The following is an 18,283-nucleotide window of genomic DNA, read 5'->3' on the forward strand; positions in this document are numbered from 1 at the left end:
CGAAAAACAAGGCGAATCGATAGAATGGTTCGGAAGCAACTGACGCGACGGGATGCACTGAAAGCGGCAACTACCACTGGACTCATCGGCCTGGCAGGCTGTTCGGGCGGTTCGAGTTCGGGCGACAGTGACGGCGTGAGCGCGGCGTTCATCTACCAGGCCGAGGTCAGCGATGTCGGCTGGGACCGGGCCCACGAGGACGCCCGCCAGGCAGTCACGGACCAGTACGACTGGCTCGAAACGGAGTTCTCCGAAGCGGTCGCTCCGGGCGACGTCCAGCGGGTTATCGAGCAGTATATCTCCAGCGGGATGGACGCCATCTTCGGGACGACCTTCGGCTATATGGACCCGATGCACGAGATCGCACCGGAATACCCGGACGTCGTCTTCGAACACTGTTCGGGGTTCAAAACGCGAGAGAACATGGGCCGGTACTACGGGCGACTCTACCAGGCGCGGTTCCTCTGTGGCGTGGCCGCCGGCCTCCTGACCGAGACGAACCAGCTCGGCTACGTCGGCGCGTTCCCGATTCCGGAACTGGTCAGGCAGATAAACGCCTTCGTCAGGGGGGCTCGTCTCGTCAATCCGGACGTGACGGCGAGCGTCCGCTGGACCAACGCGTGGCTCGACCCGCCGGCCGTGACCCAGGCGGTCAACGCGCTCGTCAACGACGGCGCGGACGTCATCAACAACCACCAGACCTCGACGGCCGCCGTCCAGACGGCCGCCGACAACGAGGCGTACGCCTTTACCTACACCACCTCGATGGCGGACGCCGGTGGCGACTGGTACGGCAGTTCGGCGCTGTTCAACTGGGAAGAGTTCTACGGGCCGACGCTCGAAGCGATAAACAACGGGAACTGGGAGTCGGAAGCCTACTGGAACGGCCTCGACGCCGGCGTAGTCGGCGTCGACGATTTCGGCCCGCAGGTCCCCGACGATGTCGTGTCGGAGGTCGAAACCTACGAAGAGGAGATCGTCAGCGGCGACCGAACCGTCTGGCAGGGCACGAAGTTCGAGGGCGAGTCCGACGAGTTCCTCTTCGGCGAGATGAGCAGCTACGTCGAGGGCATCGAGGGCGAAGTGCCCAACTCGTGAGCTCACGACCGCGGACGCTGTCACACCACCGATGAGACGAACAATCGACGCAGACGACACCGCCAGCCCGCTCGGCCCATACAGCCACGGCGCGACCGACGGGCGACTCCTGTACACCGCCGGTCAGATTCCGGTCACCCCGGACGGGGCCGTGCTGGCTGACGAGCCTATCGGCCCCCAGACCGACCAGGCCCTGACGAACATCGAGCGAATCCTCGCTGCTGCCGGCCTGGAGATGGCCCAGGTGCTCAAAACGACGGTGTACATGACCGATATCGACGACTTCGACGGCATGAACCGGGTTTACCGGTCGTACTTCGAGGGGGACCCACCGGCGCGAACCGCCCTCGAAGTCAGCCGTCTCGCCGACGACGCGGCCATAGAAATCGAAGCCGTGGCGACACAGGAGCCATGAGCCTGCCGAACACAGGCGACTGGGAGCGTGACGTGGCGGCGCTCATCGAACGCGTTGGCGACGACTTGGCAGACGGTCGGTATCCGATGGCGATGCTGAACAACCCCGACCTCTATCCCACGGAACTCCGCCGGATATTCGGGCACGCCTGGAACTACCTCGGGCACGTCTCGGAGTTCACCGAGCCGGGCGACTACGCCAGACGGTACATCGGGGAGGACCCGTTCATCCTCACCCGCGACGAGAGCGGCGAGCTCCACGCCTTTCTGGACAGCTGTATGCACCGGGGCGCACAGTTCTGTACGGCCGAGAGCGGGAACACCTCGCACTTCCGGTGTCCGTACCACGGCTGGACCTACAAGAACGACGGCACGCTACAGGGGATGCCCCACATGGCCGAGGCGTATCAGGACCTCGACGAGGAGGAGATTGCGCTCACGGAGGCACACATCGACAGCTACCGGGGCCTGATTTTCGGCCGTATCGCGGACGAGGGCCCGACGCTCCGGGAGTATCTCGGGGAGTTCACGTGGTATCTGGACGTGCTGTTCGGCGCGACGAGCGAGGGGATGACCGTCGTCGGTGAGCCACACCGCTGGGAGGCCGACCACGACTGGAAGACCTCGGCCGATAATTTCTCCGGGGACTCCTACCACGTGTTGACGACCCACCAGGCAGGTTTAGAGACGGAGACTCTGGCCCGCGGGCCCTGGGAGAAACTCGACGACTTCCCGGGCGCGTCCTACCTCGCCTGTACGGACCGCCACTCCGTCGGTTACTACCTCTCCCAGGAGGAGGGAACGTTCATGGGCTATCCCGATTCGATACGGGACACGCTGAACCCAGCGCTCAGTGACGAGCAGCGGGAACTGTTCAGCCGGTCGGTGTTTCACTTCGGGACCGTCTTCCCCAACATGTCGATCATCCACGGCATCCAGTCGGGCGGCTGGGGCGGACCGTGGGCCTGCATTCGGAAGTGGAACCCGCGGGGACCGGGCACCACCGAGACGACGAGCTGGTGGCTGGTGCCCACGGAACTGGCCGATGACGAGGGGTTTCTGGAGGACTCCCACCGCGGCTGGGAGAGCCTCAGCCCCGGCGGCGCGTTCGAGTCGGACGACCTCACCATCTGGGAAGGCATCTCCGACAGCAGCGGGGCCGTCACGCACGAACTACGGGAAACCCGTGGGAACATGCAGCAGGGACTCGGGGCGATGTCCGACGAAGTCGAGACGGTGGAGGACCCGCTCCACGGCCCCGCGGCGGTGACAAGCAAGGGGCTCTACTTCGACGAACGCAACTCCCAGACCCTGCTGCGGTCGTGGTACGAGATGATGCGGCAAGGAGCGCCAGAGTCGTGACAGAACCACGGACTGGGGCCACGCTGCCTGTCGATGCCGAGACCCAGCACCGGGTCGAACAGTGGCTCTACGACGAGGTCGACCTGCTCGACGGGTTCGCGCTCGCGGAGTGGCTCGAACTCGTCGAAGCGGACGTGCTGTTGAAAGTCCCGGTTCGGGTTGCACGCCACCCGGGCTCGGAACGCTCGGAGTTCAGCGCCGAGTCGAACTACCTCCGGGAGGACTACGAGATGATTCGCGAGCGGGTGGGTCGTCTGGAAAAGGAGTACGCGTGGTCGGAGAATCCGCGGTCGCGGGTTCGGCACGTCGTCGGTAACGTCCGGGTGCTCGACGTGAGCGGTGACGAACTCACGGTCGCGAACAATCAGCAGGTGTTCCGGAGCTACGGAGACACGGCCGACCACGACCTCATCTCCGCACAGCGACACACCGTGTTGCGAGAGCGCGACGACGGCTACGGCATCGCGGCCCGGACCGTCTATCTCGACCACTCGATACTGAACACGAAGAACCTCACCCTCCCACTCCTGTGACGATGCCCGACGAACCACCCAGCGAGCAGTCCGGGCGCATCGAGCTGGCCGACGCGGACGGCACCGTCGTCGTGGAGAAAATCGTCTCGAAGGGGGAACGACTGGCGATAGTGGACGGCGAGCGCACCGTAAAACTCGACGCGTTGTTGCTCGAAGGACTGTCCTGGCAGCGCGACCGGGCGGCGATAGACGAGCTCCTCGATTCGGCGACGGCCGTCACCGGGGACCCGGTCGGTCCAGCGCCACCCGTCAGCCAGCCAACCGACGAGTCGGTCGGGCTGGCCATCTCCAGCGAGTACGCACACGTTCACGTTCGGAGGGTCGTGACCGAAGCCGGCCACGGCATCGAGATAGCGACGCCGGGGCGCAACACGGCCATCACGCTCGGCCCCCAGTCACTCCGTGGCTTGGCCGCCGTGGACGACACGTACGTCTTCTCGGTATGGTTCAAGACGCCCTTCGGGCCGGAAGACACACCGGTCGAGGGCCCACTCTGAGGGGCGGCCGCAGCGACTCACTCGACGACGACGTCGAACGCGGCCGCCGTCTCCTGTATCGACATGTCGGAGCGGAGTCCGCCGACGGGCAGCGCGAGCGTCGGCGGACTCCGTCGAGGGGTCGTACACGGCGTGCCACCGCCGACCTCCCGGAGGTGATTCGCGGCGCTGCCCGTTCGATGCGGGTCGACCGCCTTCGACGCGTACTACTCTCACGGGAGTTCTTGATCGTATGTCTTCACCACGATACGCACGAAGATATGGCGCCGGGTCAGCTACAGTCGGGAACCGGCCGGAGTACCACGAGGAAAGGTTCAGTACCCTGCGATCCGAACGCTCGGTATGCCCGACGAGCGGGACCGGACCGTGGGCGGGGTCGTGCTCGCCGCCGGAACGAGCGCCAGATACGGCGCGGAAAACAAACTACTGGCACCGATTTCAGGGGTGCCGATGGTCAGAGTCGTCGCCGAGACTGCGGTCGAATCGACGCTGGAGGAAGTCGTCGCGGTTGTCGGTCATCAAAACGAGGCTCTCTCGGATGCGCTGTCGGCCACAGTCGACGCCGTCCGGTACAACGGCCGATACCCGGACGGGCAGAGCGAATCAGTCCGACACGGGGTCGCGATAGCGCGCCAACACGACTGGGATGCCATCGTGTTCGTCTTGGGCGACATGCCGTTCGTCGAGACGGCCACGCTCGACCTGCTCGAAGGCACCTACCAGTCGTCGACGGCGAGTATCGTCGTGCCGCGCTACGACGGCCGCCGAGGGAATCCAGTTCTGTTCGGCCGCCAGCACTTCGAGCAACTGGCGAGCCTCTCAGGGGACCGAGGTGGACGGGAGATACTACTGAACCACGAGGGGACCCGATTCGTCGACGTCGACGACTCGGGCGTCGTCGAAGACATCGATACCAGACAGGACAGAGCGGCCCATATCGAGTGAACGCTTTCAGCGGTGGTTCCCCGGTGAAACGGCGTCTCTGAGGGCACTGTAGCGGTCGTGCTTCACCGACGGCCCGCACTGGCGGAGTGTGCTCATCTTCATTTCGCCGCTCAGAGGCTCTGAGAGTGGCTGTTCGGTATCGGTAGGTCTACCGGCTGTTGACTGTGCCTCAGCACCTGCGAGCGACAGTTTCTGGGCGTGAGAAGGACCAGAGACGATGCCAGTGGGGGTACACGCTCGATACCAGTCTGAATCGCCGTCCGGTGTGTCACTCCCCAAGGAATGACCAGATGTCGGCTCCAGACTACACAGGTCAATAGTGTTTAGTTTACAGCTTCGTGTCAGTGAGTGGACCTCTGGAGCCAGTGTTCTGTCGTGCTCGGTTCGGCGTGACAGAAATGATTTGAAAGGCGATATTTCTGGCGGTTTGATTTTCTGTAGACACGTTCGACAGCGTCGCGATTTCCGCGGCGTTCTGTCCGAAATCGGAGCCCGGGTCGTCGAATCGGAGTCTGGGAACGCATCGCGCCATAGACCGGAAAGGCGGCGGTTTCGAGATCGGATTTTTCCCGCAGTGCTTTGAGAAAGATGTAGCAGGGGCGAGTGTAGGTGTTGAAAACACCTCCAGTGGGGGCTCGTCTGTCTGTCGACTCGCGGCGGCGTACAGACAGAGCTGTCGGCCGTTGATCCGGACCGCTGTTTCGGCGACCACGACCTGCGTCGGAGCGCTGCCGCTGACTGGCCGTCAATCGGCCTTCTGTACCCAATCGCCGACGGCTTTTCGAGGGGACTAGACAGCCAGAATATCAGAAATATATACTGTGTCTGATAGTGATATTACGGTGCAACTGAAGACGGTATCGCCCGCTGAACGAGCACAGGCCGCTGGCAAGTTTTCCGCGTATCCGACAGTATATGCCAACACTAACCATAGGTAGCGGCAGCCGAATGTACGATACCACCGAGACGGGCCGTCCGCCGACGCGAGTGTCGAACGCGTTGGTCGCCGCGCCACACTCCCTGGCCAGTAGCGCCGGTCTCGCAGTTCTGCGCGCCGGCGGGAGCGCGGTCGACGCGGCCATCGGAATCAACGCCGTCCTCGCCGTGGCGTACCCCCACATGGCAGGGTTGGGCGGCGACGGGTTCTGGCTTATCGCTTCACCGGACAGCGATGTTCGCGCGATCAACGCCAGCGGACCGGCCGCTGCCAGCGCGACCCAGTCGTTCTACGACGGTGCGGACGAGATTCCCGAACGCGGCCCCGGCGGTGCGCTCACGGTTCCCGGCGCGGTCGACGGGTGGCGACTGGCCCACGAGGCGTACGGTCGCCTCAGCTGGGAGCGACTGTTCGAGGATGCCATCGGCGCTGCTGACGACGGCGTCCCGGTGACCGAGAAACTGGCCGGCTGGATGCGCCGGGACCGGGACGTGCTCGGCGCCGACACCCGGGCGGCATCGACGTATCTGCCGGGCGGAGAGCCGCCGGCAGCCGGTCACCGACTCGTGCAAACTGAACTGGCCGATTCACTGCGGGTCGTCGCGAACAGGGGGCCGCGGGAGGGGTTCTACGAGGGGCGGCTCGCGACGGAGTTCTGTGAGAGCCTCGGACCGGAGTCGCCACTCGACCCGAGTGATTTCGCGGCGTACAGCGCGGCGTGGGTCGACCCGATATCGGTGTCGTATCGCGACCACACGGCCTACGCGCTCCCCCCGAACACACAGGGGGTGACCGCCCTCCAGATTCTCGGGCTCCTCGACGGGTTCGACGTCCCCTCCTGGGGCGACGGGACGACGGACTACTACCATCACATGGTCGAAGCGACGAAGGTCGCGTTCGCCGACCGGGACGCGTGGGTGACCGACCCCGCGACGGTCGACATCCCGATAGCGGAGTTGCTCGCGGACGGCTACTTGGACGAGCGACGGGCCCTGATTTCGGCGGAGACCGCCGTGTCGTCTGACCTGGAGTCGGGCGTTCACCACGACGGTCACAGCCGGGCTACTGATTCCCCCGGTGGTGACACCTGTTATTTCACTGTCGTCGACGACGACGGGCTGGCCGTGTCCGTGATACAGTCGATTTACTTCGACTTCGGAGCGGGTGTCGTCGCCGGTGACACCGGCATCATCCCCCAGAACCGAGGGGCGTACTTCTCGCTCGACCCCGCCAGCGTCAACGCGCTGGAACCGGGGAAGCTACCGTTCCACACGCTCATTCCGGGGCTGTTGACGAAGGACGGTGACCCCTGGCTTACGTACGGGACGATGGGCGGGGAAGGCCAACCCCAGACGCAAGCTGCACTGGTGTCTCGTATCGTAGATTACGGCTACGACGTCCAGCAAGCGATCGAGGCACCGAGATGGTTGTACGGCCGAACGTGGGGAACGTCGTCGCGGTCGCTATCCCTCGAAAAGCGCATCGGCGACCGCGTCGTCGACGGTCTGGAGGAGCGCGGTCACACCACCGCGCTGGCGCGTGAATTCGACGCGGCGATGGGGCACGCTCAGGCGATTCGGGTGCACGACGACGGGACACTGTCGGGCGGGTCGGACCCCCGCGGCGACGGAGCGGCTATCGGCTATTGAACCCGCCGGGACGACTGTCGGCCGTCGCCGTTCTCGGAGCGTGGCGTCAGTCGTCGTGGAACGAGTTAATCCCGTCCTGAAACAGAGTAACTGTGTTTCAAAGAGCACGGTCTGACCGTCCTCGGAACGCCGGAGTCCACTCACCGAGAGTGACCGCGCGCCGGAGCGGATGTGGCTTCGACGTGGAGCGAGCTGTCTCCCCCTCCACGGCGGTGAGATGCCGGTAGTCTGGATAGCCGGGCAGTTGGATGACCGTTCGTTTCGAAAAATTGCGAACTATCCTAGCAGGTTTATCCTTGTAGCCCATCACGGGCCATATGCACAAGACGAATCCGCTGTATCGGTCACAGTTAGGTATACCGGGCAACGAGAAGCAACTGGTCTCCAATGCGCTGAACACGGAGGCCGACGAAATCTTCCTCGATCTCGAAGATTCGCTGGCCCCCGGGGAAAAAGAGTCGGCGAGGGCGGATATCATCTCGATAGTCGAGGACGAAGAGTGGACCGACACGGGCCTTGGCTACCGGATCAACGGGACCGACACGCGGTGGTGGTACGAAGATATCATCGAGGTGCTCACCGCCGTCGGCAGCGAAATCGACTGTATCATCGTTCCGAAGGTCACGACGCCGGCGGACCTCGAGACCGTGGCGAACCTCGTCCAGAGCGTCGAAACCAACACCGGACTGCCCGTCGGTTCGGTCACACTCCGCGCACAGATTGAAACGGCGACGGGGATGAACGCGGTGATGGATATCGCACACGCCAGCCAACGGCTCACTGCGATGATGTTCGGGCCGGCGGACTACGCCGCCTCGATTGGTGCTGCACACGGGGCGATAGAGTATCCCGGACACTACTGGCACTATCCGCTCTCCCGTATCTCACACGCTGCAGCGAGCGCCGGTCTGCTCGCGATCGGCGGCCCATACACCGATGCAGACGATTCGGAGGGGTTCTACGAGGCGTGTCGAGCCGAGCGCGCGCTGGGGTACGACGGAAAGGTTGTCATTCACCCGGACCAGGTCGAGGCCGCCAACAGCGTGTTCTCGCCGACTATCGAAGAAGCGCACCGAGCCCACCGCATCGTCCAGCAGTACGAGGCGGCTGACGAGAACGACGTCGCGGCTATCGACGGGAAGGTCATCGACGAAGAGATGTACCGAATAGGCGAGCAGATTCTCTCGAAAGCGAAGGCAGCAGGCCTGCTGTAGTTCGTCTCGATAGCTGTTCTATTCTCTCGAACGTGCCCTCACGAAGCCAACAGCACAGTGAAATCGGCTACCAGGTGACTCGCACACTGGTTCGTCGATGAGCGGCGAGCGGACCCAGTGGGCGACGAATCCGCGATACCACCCGTTTACCGGCGGGCCTGTGGTGCCGTTCTACGCTCGCAAACGGATGGCGGAAAATGACGCTACCGCCACTGACTATGCAGTTGCTATGGTAATCTATCCCATGGCCTATGAGGCGAACAGACGGGTGAAGACGAGCGCCAGAACGTTTGAGATAGTAGAACGGCTCAGCCGCGATGATCATATCGGAGTGTCACAGCTGGCGGCGGATCTAGAGATGACTAAAGGAATCGTTCACAACCACCTCAGTACGCTCCGGGAGATGGGATACGTGACCAAGACCAGCGACGGCTACCGGTTGTCGCCGAAACTGCTCTCGGTCGGACTCAGGGCACGAGCCAACGCACAGCTCTATCGGTACGCAGACGGCCTCCTCACCGGGTTGGCTGAACAACTGGACGTCGGGGTGGTGCTGTGTCAGGAAGCCGGCACCGACTGTGTAATCGTCGCCACCTACGACGTGCCGCCTCGACTCGACACCGAGGTCGGTACGTCGTTCCCACTGACGGAGTCGATACTGGGCCTCGTCCTCCGTCTCTCCAGCGAGCGAGCGGCCCCGGCCGACCGCGAAACCGAATACGACCTCGCGGCGATCGACCGGGAGCTAGCCGAGAACGCGTACGCTATCGGCCCGCTGTCACGAGGGGTCGCGGTCAGCTGCGTCGCGACGCCCATCCGTGACGACGACGGGTACGGCCACGGGAGCGTGGGTGTGTTACTCACCGAGAGGCAGCGGGAGCAGCATCTCCAGCGGATTACTGAAGCGACTGTCACGTTGCGACAGCAGGTCGAGAAACGGCTGCGATCGGAGTGGACGAGTGAGCGGTCGTTCGCGACGGAGAAACACTCCTGGATCGGCTGACGACGTGCGTTCGAGCCGTCGCCGCCCCGACCGGCCGCCCACGTCGACGTTGGAACCGACCCCCACGGCGACTCCGCTTCAGACGGAGTCGGCACGTGGTTGCGTGTCCCCGCCTCGCCCGATCAAGAGCGAGAATCCGACACCGAGGACCGGAAAGACCGCCAGTACCCCGAACGTCGTCGCCGGGGTGAACACCGACAGGAGGGCTCCCGAGACCGCTGCGCCGGCGGCTCCGATTCCGAAGGAAACGAGATAGGTGTAGCCGTAGGACAGGCCCCGTTCGTCGGGCGGCGACTGCTCGGCGATCGTCGCCTGATACAGCGGCTGTAAGGCAAACAGGAGAAAGCCGAGCCCGGCGCTCACCGCCACCAGGGCCGGCATCCCGAGCCTCGCGGTCGGGACGAACCCGACAGCGACGACGGCGAGGCTCCCGAAGACGACAGCCAGTGCGGTTGTCGGCTCCACTCGGTCCGAGACCTTTCCGCCGACGTACTGGCCGCCGACACCGACTGTGAGCAGCCCGACGTAGAGATACGACGCCAGGTTGAACTGCTCTGCGACCGGGCTGCCGGCGTCGAACATTCGGGCGTACTCGGTGACCGGTGGGAGAAGACCGCCGAGTACGTCCGGGAGGAAAGTCAGGGCCCCCCGATAGAACAGCCCGTTCATCATCACGACGAACATGGCCAGCGTGAACCCGACGGTAAACAGTGCTCGGCTATCGGCGACGAACCCCGAGAGCGACATCGACGGCCGCTCGTCGGTCCCCCCGTCGACGCTGACCGCCGCCGTCTCGTCGAAATCGGTCGCCAGCGCGTACAGGACGGCCACTACTGCGGGCACAACCAGCAGCCTCGTGACGACCCGCCAGTCGAAGTTCAGCAACAAGAGCGCAGTGAGCAACGGGCCGAACGCGATTCCGAGGTTCCCCGCCATGCCGTGGTACGCGAAAGCCGTGCCTCGGTTCTCGACGCCGGTCGAGATGAGGGAGAGGCCCGACGGGTGATACACGCTCGCCGCGAGTCCCCACGCCGCGAGCGCGATTGCGATGGTCACGATGCCGCTGGCGACGCTCAAGAGCAGAAACGACAGCGCCATGCCGACGAGACAGAACAGGATCAGGGTCCGGGAACCGTACCGGTCAGCCAACACGCCGCCGGGCAGTGCTCCGATACCGAACAGCGCGTACCCGAGAGCCACGACGAGCCCGAGCATCGCTGTCGAGACGGAGAACTCGAGGAGCCAGATGACGACCAAAATCGGAATCGAGAGCTCGAACGTGTGAACTATCGCGTGAGAGACACTGGTGAATAAGACGACTGAGCGTGCGTTTTCTTCCATCACTGGGATACGCGATGCTACGAGTGTCGGCAGGCTTAGTCTTTTCTGCAACGGTAGATATGCCGCGGCGAAGAGTCGCCGCGTGCTGTCACAGGGACACCGACCGGACGGCGACGCCGGTCCGACCCCATCGCGGCGAGCGGGGCGACACCGGAGGAACGTGCCCGAGGGGGGCTGAATCGCCCGTTCGTCGCTGCCAGTCCGCCGACGGTACCGTCAGTCGGGTCCAAGCGGCGGGGCCGTGGCGGGCGGGCGCCGCGTTTGAGCCCGACGCTCGTAGGCGGCGGCCATCCCGACGAGCGTCGCTTCGCTGTGGGGCGCGCCGAGTAGCTCGACGCCGACGGGGAGGCCGTCGTCGGTGAACCCTGCGGGCATCGAGATGCCTGGACAGGAGGACTGCGAGGAGATGACGGTGTTGACCGGGTAGTCCGCACGGGTCAGGTCGCCGCTCCGCAGCTCGGCGTGCCGGGGCGGGACGACCTGCACGTCCGGGAACACGAGGGCATCGAGGTCGCGGTCGGCCAGCAGATAGACGAGTGTCTCCCGAAGCGACTCCTGGGCGGCGACCCTTTCCCAGTAGTCCGGGACCGTAGTCGGGTCCTCCGGGGCGGCGGCGATAGTCTCGAACAGCTCTAACCCCTCGTGGTACGCCCCCTTCCGGTGGAGTTCCGCGACGGAATCGACGGGAGGGCGCTCCAGACCGGCGAGAAACGCGTCGATATCACGCTTTGGCTGCAAAGCGTGCAGCGAACTGGTGTCGAGACGCTCCTGTAGCCCCGGGATACCGACCGGGTCGACCAGCTCGGCACCCGCCTCCGACATCGTCGACAGTGCCGTTTCGACGACCGACGTCACCGGCGCTGCAGTCGGGTCAGCGTCGCTCCCGAACACGTCACGAACGACGCCGAGTCGGGCCCCGTCGAGGCCGGTGCCATCGATGGCCGACACGCAGGACCCGGGGGAACCGCCGAACCGCGCGGCCCCCGTCCGCTCGTCGCGTCTATCGAACCCGGCTATCACGTCCAGTACGCGGGCGAGGTCCTCGACTGTCCGTGCCATCGGTCCGGGGGTGTCCTGTCGCGTTACCAGCGGAGACAGCCCCGCGCGACTCACCAGCCCGGTCGTCGGCCGAAGGCCGTAGAGGTTACAGCACGATGCGGGGACGCGAATAGAGCCGCCAGTGTCCTCACCGATGCCGACCGCACCGAGGTTAGCAGCGACGCCGGCCCCGGTGCCTGCACTGGAGCCCCCCGAGTCTCGGTCTAGATCGTAGGGGTTCTTCGTCTGGCCGAGCACGGACGAGTATCCCACGAAGCCCGCGGCCCAGTCCGGGAGGTTCGTTTTCGCGAGGATAACCGCGCCGGCCTCTTTCAAGCGCCGGACGATAGTCGCGTCCTCGGCCGGGACGTAGTCGGCGAACGCTTCCGAGCCGAACGTCGTCACGAGGCCCGCCGTGGAGACCTGGTCCTTGACGAGAACGGGTATCCCGTGGAGCGGGCCACAGAGCCCGCTTTCGGCGAACCGCTGGTCGAGCTCCGCGGCCCGGTCCCTCGCTGCGGGGTTGACCGTGACGACGCTGTTTATCCGCGGTCCGTCCCGGTCGTAGGCCCCGATTCGCTCGATGTACTGGTCGACGATACTCTCACTCGTGAGTTCACCGCGTCGCATCGCGGCGTGTAGCTCCCCGATAGTCGCCTCGACGATAGATGATGGATACGACATTCTGTAATAGATTTCCCGTACTGTCACATATATCGGTGAAATGCGCCATATACGTTTGGAAATACAGGATATTTGTTCGAGAGTTCGTGCTGTCTCTGTCGCGTCCCGGTTCCGTCTGTCCCGCCCTACGGTGTCGGAGTGCATACCGTGTCTCCCGGGATATCCGGTTGCGGCCAGAATTGAATAAACGTTCGAGTGTTATTGTAATAACGGACGTTTGTAACCCTAATCTATATATTGTGTGGGATTGACCAACTGCTGTGGTCAAACTAGTCCTGCTAAAGAAGCCGACGGAAGGTGTCAGCCGCGACGAACTCATCGAGTATCTTCGGACAGTCCACGGGCCGCACAACGCGAGCCTCCCCGGGAACGACTACTCGCTCTCGGTACAGGTCGACCCGGACGACGAGGACGCGATTCCGGACGATATGGAGTACTACGACGAGAGCGAGACCATCCCGGTCGACCCGGAGGACACCGAGTACGACTCCCTGGAGATACACGAGTTCGAGACGGTCGAAGACCTCATCGAGGCCCATTCGACCGAGAGCGCACAGGAGGCGGCCGACAAACTTGACGAAATGATTGACTTTGAAGAGGAGATCGCGTTCGTCGTCGACGACGAACAGATAGAGCTCTAGGTCGCTTTCTCCCGCACGCAGACGGTGGTGGTCACCTGCCTCTGAGCCCGCGAACACAGCAGTCGGCATCCCAGACGGGGAAGACTCGTCACAGACGGTGTGTACCCTGCGGGTCACTGAGCCCACGACATCACCTGCCGGTGGCGCGACCGAAACGCGTCGGTGTGTTCGGGCAATATGGCCGCGAGCGAACACACTAAACCAACGCTCACCGTGGAGTAGAGTGGACAATGGTTGATATCGAGGCGTTAGACCACGAGAAGTTCACCGACCGCGCCTGTGACCTCGCCCGCATTGCCGGCGAGCGTGGCGACGGCCCGTACGGCTCACTGCTCGTCGTCGACGGCGAAATCATAATGGAAGAGACGAACCGCGAGGTGACTGACGACGACCTGTCGCTCCATCCGGAGTTGACGCTCGCGAGACGAGCGGCGCAGGAACTCGACGAGGAGACGGCCAGAGAAGCCGTCATGTACACGAGCACCGAACCGTGCCCGATGTGTTCGACGGGGATGGCCTACGCCGGCCTCGGGGCTGTCGTCTACAGCGTCTCCGGCGAGCGTGCCTCGGAGCTCCGAGGCGGCGGCACCGGCGGGATTCCATCCGACGAAGTGTTCGACAGGCTCGACGCCGATATAGAGGTTATCGGTCCCGTGCTGCAGACGGAAGGCGAAGCGGTTCACGAAGCGTTCTGACCGGGGCGAACAGACACTCGCCAAGGGCGGGCGAATCGACGAAGTGTCAACGACGGCCGAAGTCGACCGTCTTGTCCATCCCGTGCTCGTAGACAGTACTGGTGCGACTTGACTCCGCGATGGGGTTGCCGTCCCGGAGCACCAGAGGTCGCACGGGCTGGGTTCGAAGCGCGTCGAACGGGTCGGTCGCGTCGTACACGACCAGCGAGCCCTCATTGCCGGCCTCGATACCGTAGTCGTTGACACCGAACACCGCCGCGTTCCCTTCGAGAAGCATGTTCCACAGCGTCGCGGTGTCTTCGTCCCCGTTCATGTGGGCGAGGTGGACGAGCACGAACGCGGCCTTCAGCGGGTCGCCGTCGCCGTAGCTGTGGAAGTGGTCGACGATGTCGTCCTGACCGATACCGACGGCGACCCCCTGGTCCCGGAGGGCTTCGATTCGCGTGTGGCCGCGGCGACGGGGGAAGTCGTCGTAGCGGCCCTGCAGGACCGCGTTCGCCATCGGATTCGTGACGACGTTCATCCCGCTCTCCCCGATAATCCGGACGAGCTTGTCGGCGTAGGCGTTCGCGTACGAATGCAAGGCCGTGGCGTGGCTGGCGGTCACTCTCTCCCCGAGGCCGCGTTTCAGCGCCTCGCTGGCCAGGACGCCGGTGTAGCGGGACTGCGGGTCGTCGGTCTCGTCGATGTGGAGGTCGGCTTGCGCGTCGTATTTCTCAGCCGTGTCTAACACCGTCCTGACGTGTGCGTTGCCGTCTTCGGTGATGTGCTCTCTGTGGGGGATGCCGCCGACGATGTCGAGGCCGCGTTCCATCGCCGCTTCGAACCGCGTCAATTTCTCCTCGCCTCCCGTGTAGAGACAGCCCATCGGAAACGCCACAATCTGGATGTCGACGAAGCCGGCCAGTTCCTCCCTGACCTCCAGCATGGCTTCGAGACCGACCTCGGAGCGCTCGTCCGAGTTGACGTCGAGGTGGGTCCGAACACGCGTGACGCCGTTCGCCGCGAACCATCGAGCGACCTTCTTCGCGCGGTCTTTGTAATTCTGTTTCGTGAGGTCCTCTTTCGTGTCGTTCCAGAGCCGCCAGCCTTCCTCCAGCGTCCCGGTCCCGTTCCAGTTGGGGACGCCGGCAGTCAACGCGGCGTAGAGGTGCGTGTGCGATTCTATCAGCGGCGGGGTAACGAGACGCCCGGCGGCGTCGAATCGCTGGTCGTGGTCGAACGCGTCGGGGTCGCCGTCGCCGGCCCGGACGACCCTGTCGATACGTCCGTTCCGGATTTCGATATCGACGTTGTTCTCGCGCTCGCCAGAGGGACCGATCACGTTGGCGTCGGTGACGATGTATTCGGACACACCGTACAACAGCTAAAGTGTACAAAAATAACCCGCTGAATACGCCAAATATTTCCCCAGTGCGCTAATTTATATTCGTATATTAAGGAATAGCCGCGAAAATTTGACTCCACTCACGGGCCGGAGCAGCGATGGGCACTCGGGCACACCACGGCGGAGTCGAGCCGGGAGGTGCGGCGGGCAGACACGAGCGATATCATCTTCACGTGATAATACCGGTTGCATTGCAGTAATCGTAGATTATTTAAACATTAGCCGTAATTGCTAGTTGATGTCCGATTCTATACTTCAGAATTGTACAACTGTTGGTGGAGACTCGATAGATATCGAAATACAGGATGGCGTCATCGACAGGGTCGTCCCCGCCGGGGAAGGGGACGCGAGTGCATACGACCCAGCGGATAGATACGACGTCGACGGCAATCTGGTCACGCCGACCGTAACTGAGTCACACACCCACCTGTTCAACGCGCTCTCGGAGGGGAATCCACACACGAACGACGTCGGGACGCTCGAACAGGCCTGGCAAACGGGCGAAAAGAACAGCGTTCACCGGACGGAAGAGGTCGTGAAGAAGAACGCGCGACGGGTGCTGAACTGGTTTGTCTCCTACGGTGTGACCCGGGTCCGCAGTCACCTCTCGCTGACCGCCTCGAAAGAGGGGCCGTTCACAGCCGCGGAAGCGATGCTCGAAATCAAAGAAGAGTACAGCGATATCGTCGACCTCCAGCTCGTCGGGGTTCCGGATAGGGGGTACATACGGGACGAGGAGAAGTTCAGCCAGTTCGAGACGCTGCTAGATATGGGCATCGACGTCGTCGGAGGGTGGCCACACCGCGAGGACACCCGGGAGTACGGTGTCGAACACACCAGGGCCGCCCTGGACCTGGCGACGGAACACGACCTGCTTGTCGACCTCCACATCGACGAGACTGACGACCCCAACTCGAGGTACACCGAGGTGCTGGCGACCGAAGCCATGGAGCGTGGCATCGGCGACCGAACGACGGCGAGTCACGTTACGGCGATGCACTCGTACCCGAACGCCTACGCGGATAAGCTCTCGCGGTTGTTGGCCGAAAGCGGTGTGAGCGTCATCACGAATCCGCTCTCGAATTCAGTCCTCCAGGGGCGATACGACGACTACCCCAAACGCCGCGGCTTCACTCGTCTCGACGAACTGGCCGATGCAGGTGTGACCGTGGGTATCGGCCACGACGATATCGGGGATTCGGCGAACCCGTACGGGGACGGCGATCCCCTCAAGGTCCTGTACTTCCTGGCACACTTCGCTCACAAGAACCGGCTGGGCGACGAGACACAGCTCTGGAACATGCTCCTCCGGAACAACGCGGAAATCTTCGGCTTGAATCCCCGGGAATCGACGTTGACCGAAGGTACGGAAGGGTCCGTCGTCGTGTACGACTCGCCGTCCGCCTTCGACGCGATCCGAACTATCGCACCGCGGACGCTCGTGATGAAAGACGGGCAGGTCATCGCCCGGACGAGCCGCGACGCCCAGATTCTGTCCAATGATATCGGAGCGGTCGATTTCAGCAAGGAAGACATCTGACCGGACCGCTCCGATGGAAACCACGCAGGACACAGCCTCGCTTGTCGGTATCCTGACGGCCGCGTCGCTCGCAGGCGGCGCATCGAAATACGCTATCGGTCCGCTCGTGCCGGAGATAACCGCGAGTTTCGACGTGACGACTGCGACGGTCGGCATCGCACTGAGCGCGATGTGGTTCGCGTTCGCAGCCGTCCAGTTTATCGGCGGTGTGTTGGCCGACCTGGTCGGTGAGCGGTTCGTTCTGCTGGCATCGGTCTCGCTCATTTTCCTGGGGAGTTCGTTGCTGTTTGTTGCACCCACGTTTCCGATTTTCCTCGGTGCCCTTGTCGTTCTGGGTTCGGGGACCGGAGCGCTGTTGATATCCTCGGCGACCTACATCGGCAAGACCTTCGAGACGATGGGCGGCAAGCTCGGCGTGATAACGCTGGGGTCGTCGGCCGCTGGACTCCTCGCCCCGCTGCTTGCCGTCACGTTGGGAGCGCTCTACGGCTGGCGAATCGTCATGCTGTCCGGTGCGACGTTGGCCCTGCCGATCTTTGTCGGCATCTACGTCGAGGTCGATTCTGTCCCGCGGGTGAGTTCCGACGACCGTCGCAGCGATATCCGGGCCGGCCTCGAACAGGTACTCGCCGGCCGCGTGCTCTTGCTGACGCTGTTCGGGGCGTCGATGTACTTCGTCTTTCAGGCTATCGCGTCGTTTTTTCCGACGATGCTGCTCGGCACGACGGACGTCTCGCCGAGAACCGCGGCCGTCGCACTCAGCGCGTTTTTCGCTCTCACTGCGGTATCCAATCCGGTGTTCGGTCGACTCTCCGAACGCCTCGGCCGAACGCCGGTGTTGAGTGCGTGTCTCGGCGTCTCTATCATCGGGTTCGCGCTGTTGTTCGTCTCGACCACCCCGCTACTCGTGTCGGTCGGCGTGGCGTTCGTCGGCGTCGGGTCCGGGTGGGGGTCGACGCTGACGTCGAAACTGATGGAGCTCTTTACGCGTGGCGAGCGGGGCACTGGCTATGGCGTCATGAACACGCTCGCGAACGTCCTCGGCTCATCAGGGAGTGCCGTCACCGGCGTGTTCGCCCTCAGATACGGGTGGCACCAGACTATCGGCCTGATAGCCGCGATACTGGTCTGTGCGCTCTCTCTGTTGCTCGTCGACTCGATACTTCCGAAGAACGGCGGCGTAGACCCGTCAGAGTGAGCACCCCGAACGACAGCGCTCCCGAGCGGACTAGTTCGACTGCTCTCCTTCGGTCCGCAGTCGTAGCGTCCAAGATTTATAGTAATACTTTTGCGAATGTGCATATA

The 18,283-nt window shown here is 63.6% G+C and carries 16 protein-coding genes; 13 read left to right on the top strand and 3 right to left on the bottom strand.

The genetic code is table 11. The features are described 5' to 3' along the window. The first annotated feature begins 24 nt into the window (after positions 1 to 24). The 9 genes from NDI56_RS17230 (at position 25) to NDI56_RS17270 (ending at position 9,652) form a co-directional block, all read left to right on the top strand. A complete protein-coding gene (locus NDI56_RS17230; protein WP_310920923.1) occupies positions 25 to 1,098 on the top strand; it encodes a BMP family ABC transporter substrate-binding protein in 1,074 nt (357 codons plus the stop codon). Between the two features lie 31 nt (positions 1,099 to 1,129). Next, positions 1,130 to 1,513 carry a RidA family protein gene (locus tag NDI56_RS17235; protein WP_310920924.1) on the top strand — a complete coding sequence of 128 codons (384 nt, stop codon included), beginning with the start codon at positions 1,130 to 1,132 and terminating at the stop codon, positions 1,511 to 1,513. Continuing rightward, positions 1,510 to 2,874, top strand: coding sequence for an aromatic ring-hydroxylating oxygenase subunit alpha (locus tag NDI56_RS17240; RefSeq protein ID WP_310920925.1), 1,365 nt, complete (start codon positions 1,510 to 1,512; stop codon positions 2,872 to 2,874). The genes NDI56_RS17235 and NDI56_RS17240 overlap by 4 nt, the downstream gene beginning before the upstream one ends. Beyond that, complete coding sequence (locus NDI56_RS17245; protein WP_310920926.1) at positions 2,871 to 3,407, top strand: aromatic-ring-hydroxylating dioxygenase subunit beta; 537 nt, start codon at positions 2,871 to 2,873, stop codon at positions 3,405 to 3,407. Before NDI56_RS17240 ends, NDI56_RS17245 begins: the two co-directional genes overlap by 4 nt. 2 nt (positions 3,408 to 3,409) lie before the next feature. After that, the gene (locus NDI56_RS17250) at positions 3,410 to 3,904 is read left to right on the top strand and encodes a hypothetical protein (RefSeq protein ID WP_310920927.1); all 495 of its coding nucleotides are present in this window, start codon (positions 3,410 to 3,412) and stop codon (positions 3,902 to 3,904) included. A gap of 342 nt (positions 3,905 to 4,246) precedes the next feature. Beyond that, positions 4,247 to 4,849, top strand: a complete 603-nt coding sequence (locus tag NDI56_RS17255) for a nucleotidyltransferase family protein (RefSeq protein WP_310920928.1) — start codon at positions 4,247 to 4,249, stop codon at positions 4,847 to 4,849. 948 nt (positions 4,850 to 5,797) lie between these two features. Continuing rightward, entirely contained in the window at positions 5,798 to 7,435 is a 1,638-nt protein-coding gene (gene ggt / locus NDI56_RS17260; RefSeq protein WP_310920930.1) for a gamma-glutamyltransferase, read from the top strand. Positions 7,436 to 7,752: 317 nt separating this feature from the next. After that, the gene (locus NDI56_RS17265) at positions 7,753 to 8,649 is read left to right on the top strand and encodes an HpcH/HpaI aldolase/citrate lyase family protein (protein WP_310920931.1); all 897 of its coding nucleotides are present in this window, start codon (positions 7,753 to 7,755) and stop codon (positions 8,647 to 8,649) included. Between the two features lie 244 nt (positions 8,650 to 8,893). Continuing rightward, positions 8,894 to 9,652: an IclR family transcriptional regulator gene (locus NDI56_RS17270; RefSeq protein ID WP_310920932.1), complete on the top strand. Its 759-nt coding sequence runs from the start codon at positions 8,894 to 8,896 to the stop codon at positions 9,650 to 9,652. A gap of 78 nt (positions 9,653 to 9,730) precedes the next feature. On the opposite strand, the gene NDI56_RS17275 is transcribed toward NDI56_RS17270, so the two are convergent. Both NDI56_RS17275 and NDI56_RS17280 read right to left on the bottom strand, forming a co-directional pair. Beyond that, positions 9,731 to 10,993, bottom strand: a complete 1,263-nt coding sequence (locus NDI56_RS17275) for an MFS transporter (protein ID WP_310920933.1) — start codon at positions 10,991 to 10,993, stop codon at positions 9,731 to 9,733. Between the two features lie 216 nt (positions 10,994 to 11,209). Next, positions 11,210 to 12,715 (bottom strand): amidase, encoded by a 1,506-nt coding sequence (locus NDI56_RS17280; RefSeq protein ID WP_310920934.1) that lies wholly within the window; start codon positions 12,713 to 12,715, stop codon positions 11,210 to 11,212. Positions 12,716 to 12,975: 260 nt separating this feature from the next. On the opposite strand from NDI56_RS17280, the gene NDI56_RS17285 reads away from it, so the two are divergent. Then, complete coding sequence (locus tag NDI56_RS17285) at positions 12,976 to 13,356, top strand: hypothetical protein (RefSeq protein WP_310920935.1); 381 nt, start codon at positions 12,976 to 12,978, stop codon at positions 13,354 to 13,356. Positions 13,357 to 13,586: 230 nt separating this feature from the next. Continuing rightward, entirely contained in the window at positions 13,587 to 14,051 is a 465-nt protein-coding gene (locus NDI56_RS17290; protein ID WP_310920936.1) for a nucleoside deaminase, read from the top strand. Between the two features lie 46 nt (positions 14,052 to 14,097). Here NDI56_RS17290 and NDI56_RS17295 read toward each other — a convergent pair whose 3' ends face one another. Beyond that, the gene (locus tag NDI56_RS17295; protein ID WP_310920937.1) at positions 14,098 to 15,405 is read right to left on the bottom strand and encodes an amidohydrolase family protein; all 1,308 of its coding nucleotides are present in this window, start codon (positions 15,403 to 15,405) and stop codon (positions 14,098 to 14,100) included. A gap of 271 nt (positions 15,406 to 15,676) precedes the next feature. Here NDI56_RS17295 and NDI56_RS17300 point away from each other — a divergent pair, with 271 nt between their 5' ends. Both NDI56_RS17300 and NDI56_RS17305 read left to right on the top strand, forming a co-directional pair. Continuing rightward, entirely contained in the window at positions 15,677 to 16,978 is a 1,302-nt protein-coding gene (locus tag NDI56_RS17300) for an amidohydrolase family protein (RefSeq protein WP_310920939.1), read from the top strand. Between the two features lie 13 nt (positions 16,979 to 16,991). Then, positions 16,992 to 18,176: an MFS transporter gene (locus NDI56_RS17305; RefSeq protein WP_310920940.1), complete on the top strand. Its 1,185-nt coding sequence runs from the start codon at positions 16,992 to 16,994 to the stop codon at positions 18,174 to 18,176. Positions 18,177 to 18,283: the final 107 nt, after the last annotated feature.

The sequence above is a fragment of the Halomicroarcula saliterrae genome (assembly GCF_031624395.1).
GTDB lineage: Archaea > Halobacteriota > Halobacteria > Halobacteriales > Haloarculaceae > Haloarcula > Haloarcula saliterrae.

Excerpts from the sequence above, each read along its gene's own strand:
- NDI56_RS17230 (WP_310920923.1), top strand. The coding sequence starts at position 25 with ATGGTTCGGAAGCAACTGACGCGACGGGATGCACTGAAAGCGGCAACT.
- NDI56_RS17235 (WP_310920924.1), top strand. The coding sequence starts at position 1,130 with ATGAGACGAACAATCGACGCAGACGACACCGCCAGCCCGCTCGGCCCA.
- NDI56_RS17240 (WP_310920925.1), top strand. The coding sequence starts at position 1,510 with ATGAGCCTGCCGAACACAGGCGACTGGGAGCGTGACGTGGCGGCGCTC.
- NDI56_RS17250 (WP_310920927.1), top strand. The coding sequence starts at position 3,410 with ATGCCCGACGAACCACCCAGCGAGCAGTCCGGGCGCATCGAGCTGGCC.
- NDI56_RS17255 (WP_310920928.1), top strand. The coding sequence starts at position 4,247 with ATGCCCGACGAGCGGGACCGGACCGTGGGCGGGGTCGTGCTCGCCGCC.
- ggt (WP_310920930.1), top strand. The coding sequence starts at position 5,798 with ATGTACGATACCACCGAGACGGGCCGTCCGCCGACGCGAGTGTCGAAC.
- NDI56_RS17265 (WP_310920931.1), top strand. The coding sequence starts at position 7,753 with ATGCACAAGACGAATCCGCTGTATCGGTCACAGTTAGGTATACCGGGC.
- NDI56_RS17270 (WP_310920932.1), top strand. The coding sequence starts at position 8,894 with ATGGCCTATGAGGCGAACAGACGGGTGAAGACGAGCGCCAGAACGTTT.
- NDI56_RS17275 (WP_310920933.1), bottom strand. The coding sequence starts at position 10,993 with ATGGAAGAAAACGCACGCTCAGTCGTCTTATTCACCAGTGTCTCTCAC.
- NDI56_RS17280 (WP_310920934.1), bottom strand. The coding sequence starts at position 12,715 with ATGTCGTATCCATCATCTATCGTCGAGGCGACTATCGGGGAGCTACAC.
- NDI56_RS17290 (WP_310920936.1), top strand. The coding sequence starts at position 13,587 with ATGGTTGATATCGAGGCGTTAGACCACGAGAAGTTCACCGACCGCGCC.
- NDI56_RS17300 (WP_310920939.1), top strand. The coding sequence starts at position 15,677 with ATGTCCGATTCTATACTTCAGAATTGTACAACTGTTGGTGGAGACTCG.
- NDI56_RS17305 (WP_310920940.1), top strand. The coding sequence starts at position 16,992 with ATGGAAACCACGCAGGACACAGCCTCGCTTGTCGGTATCCTGACGGCC.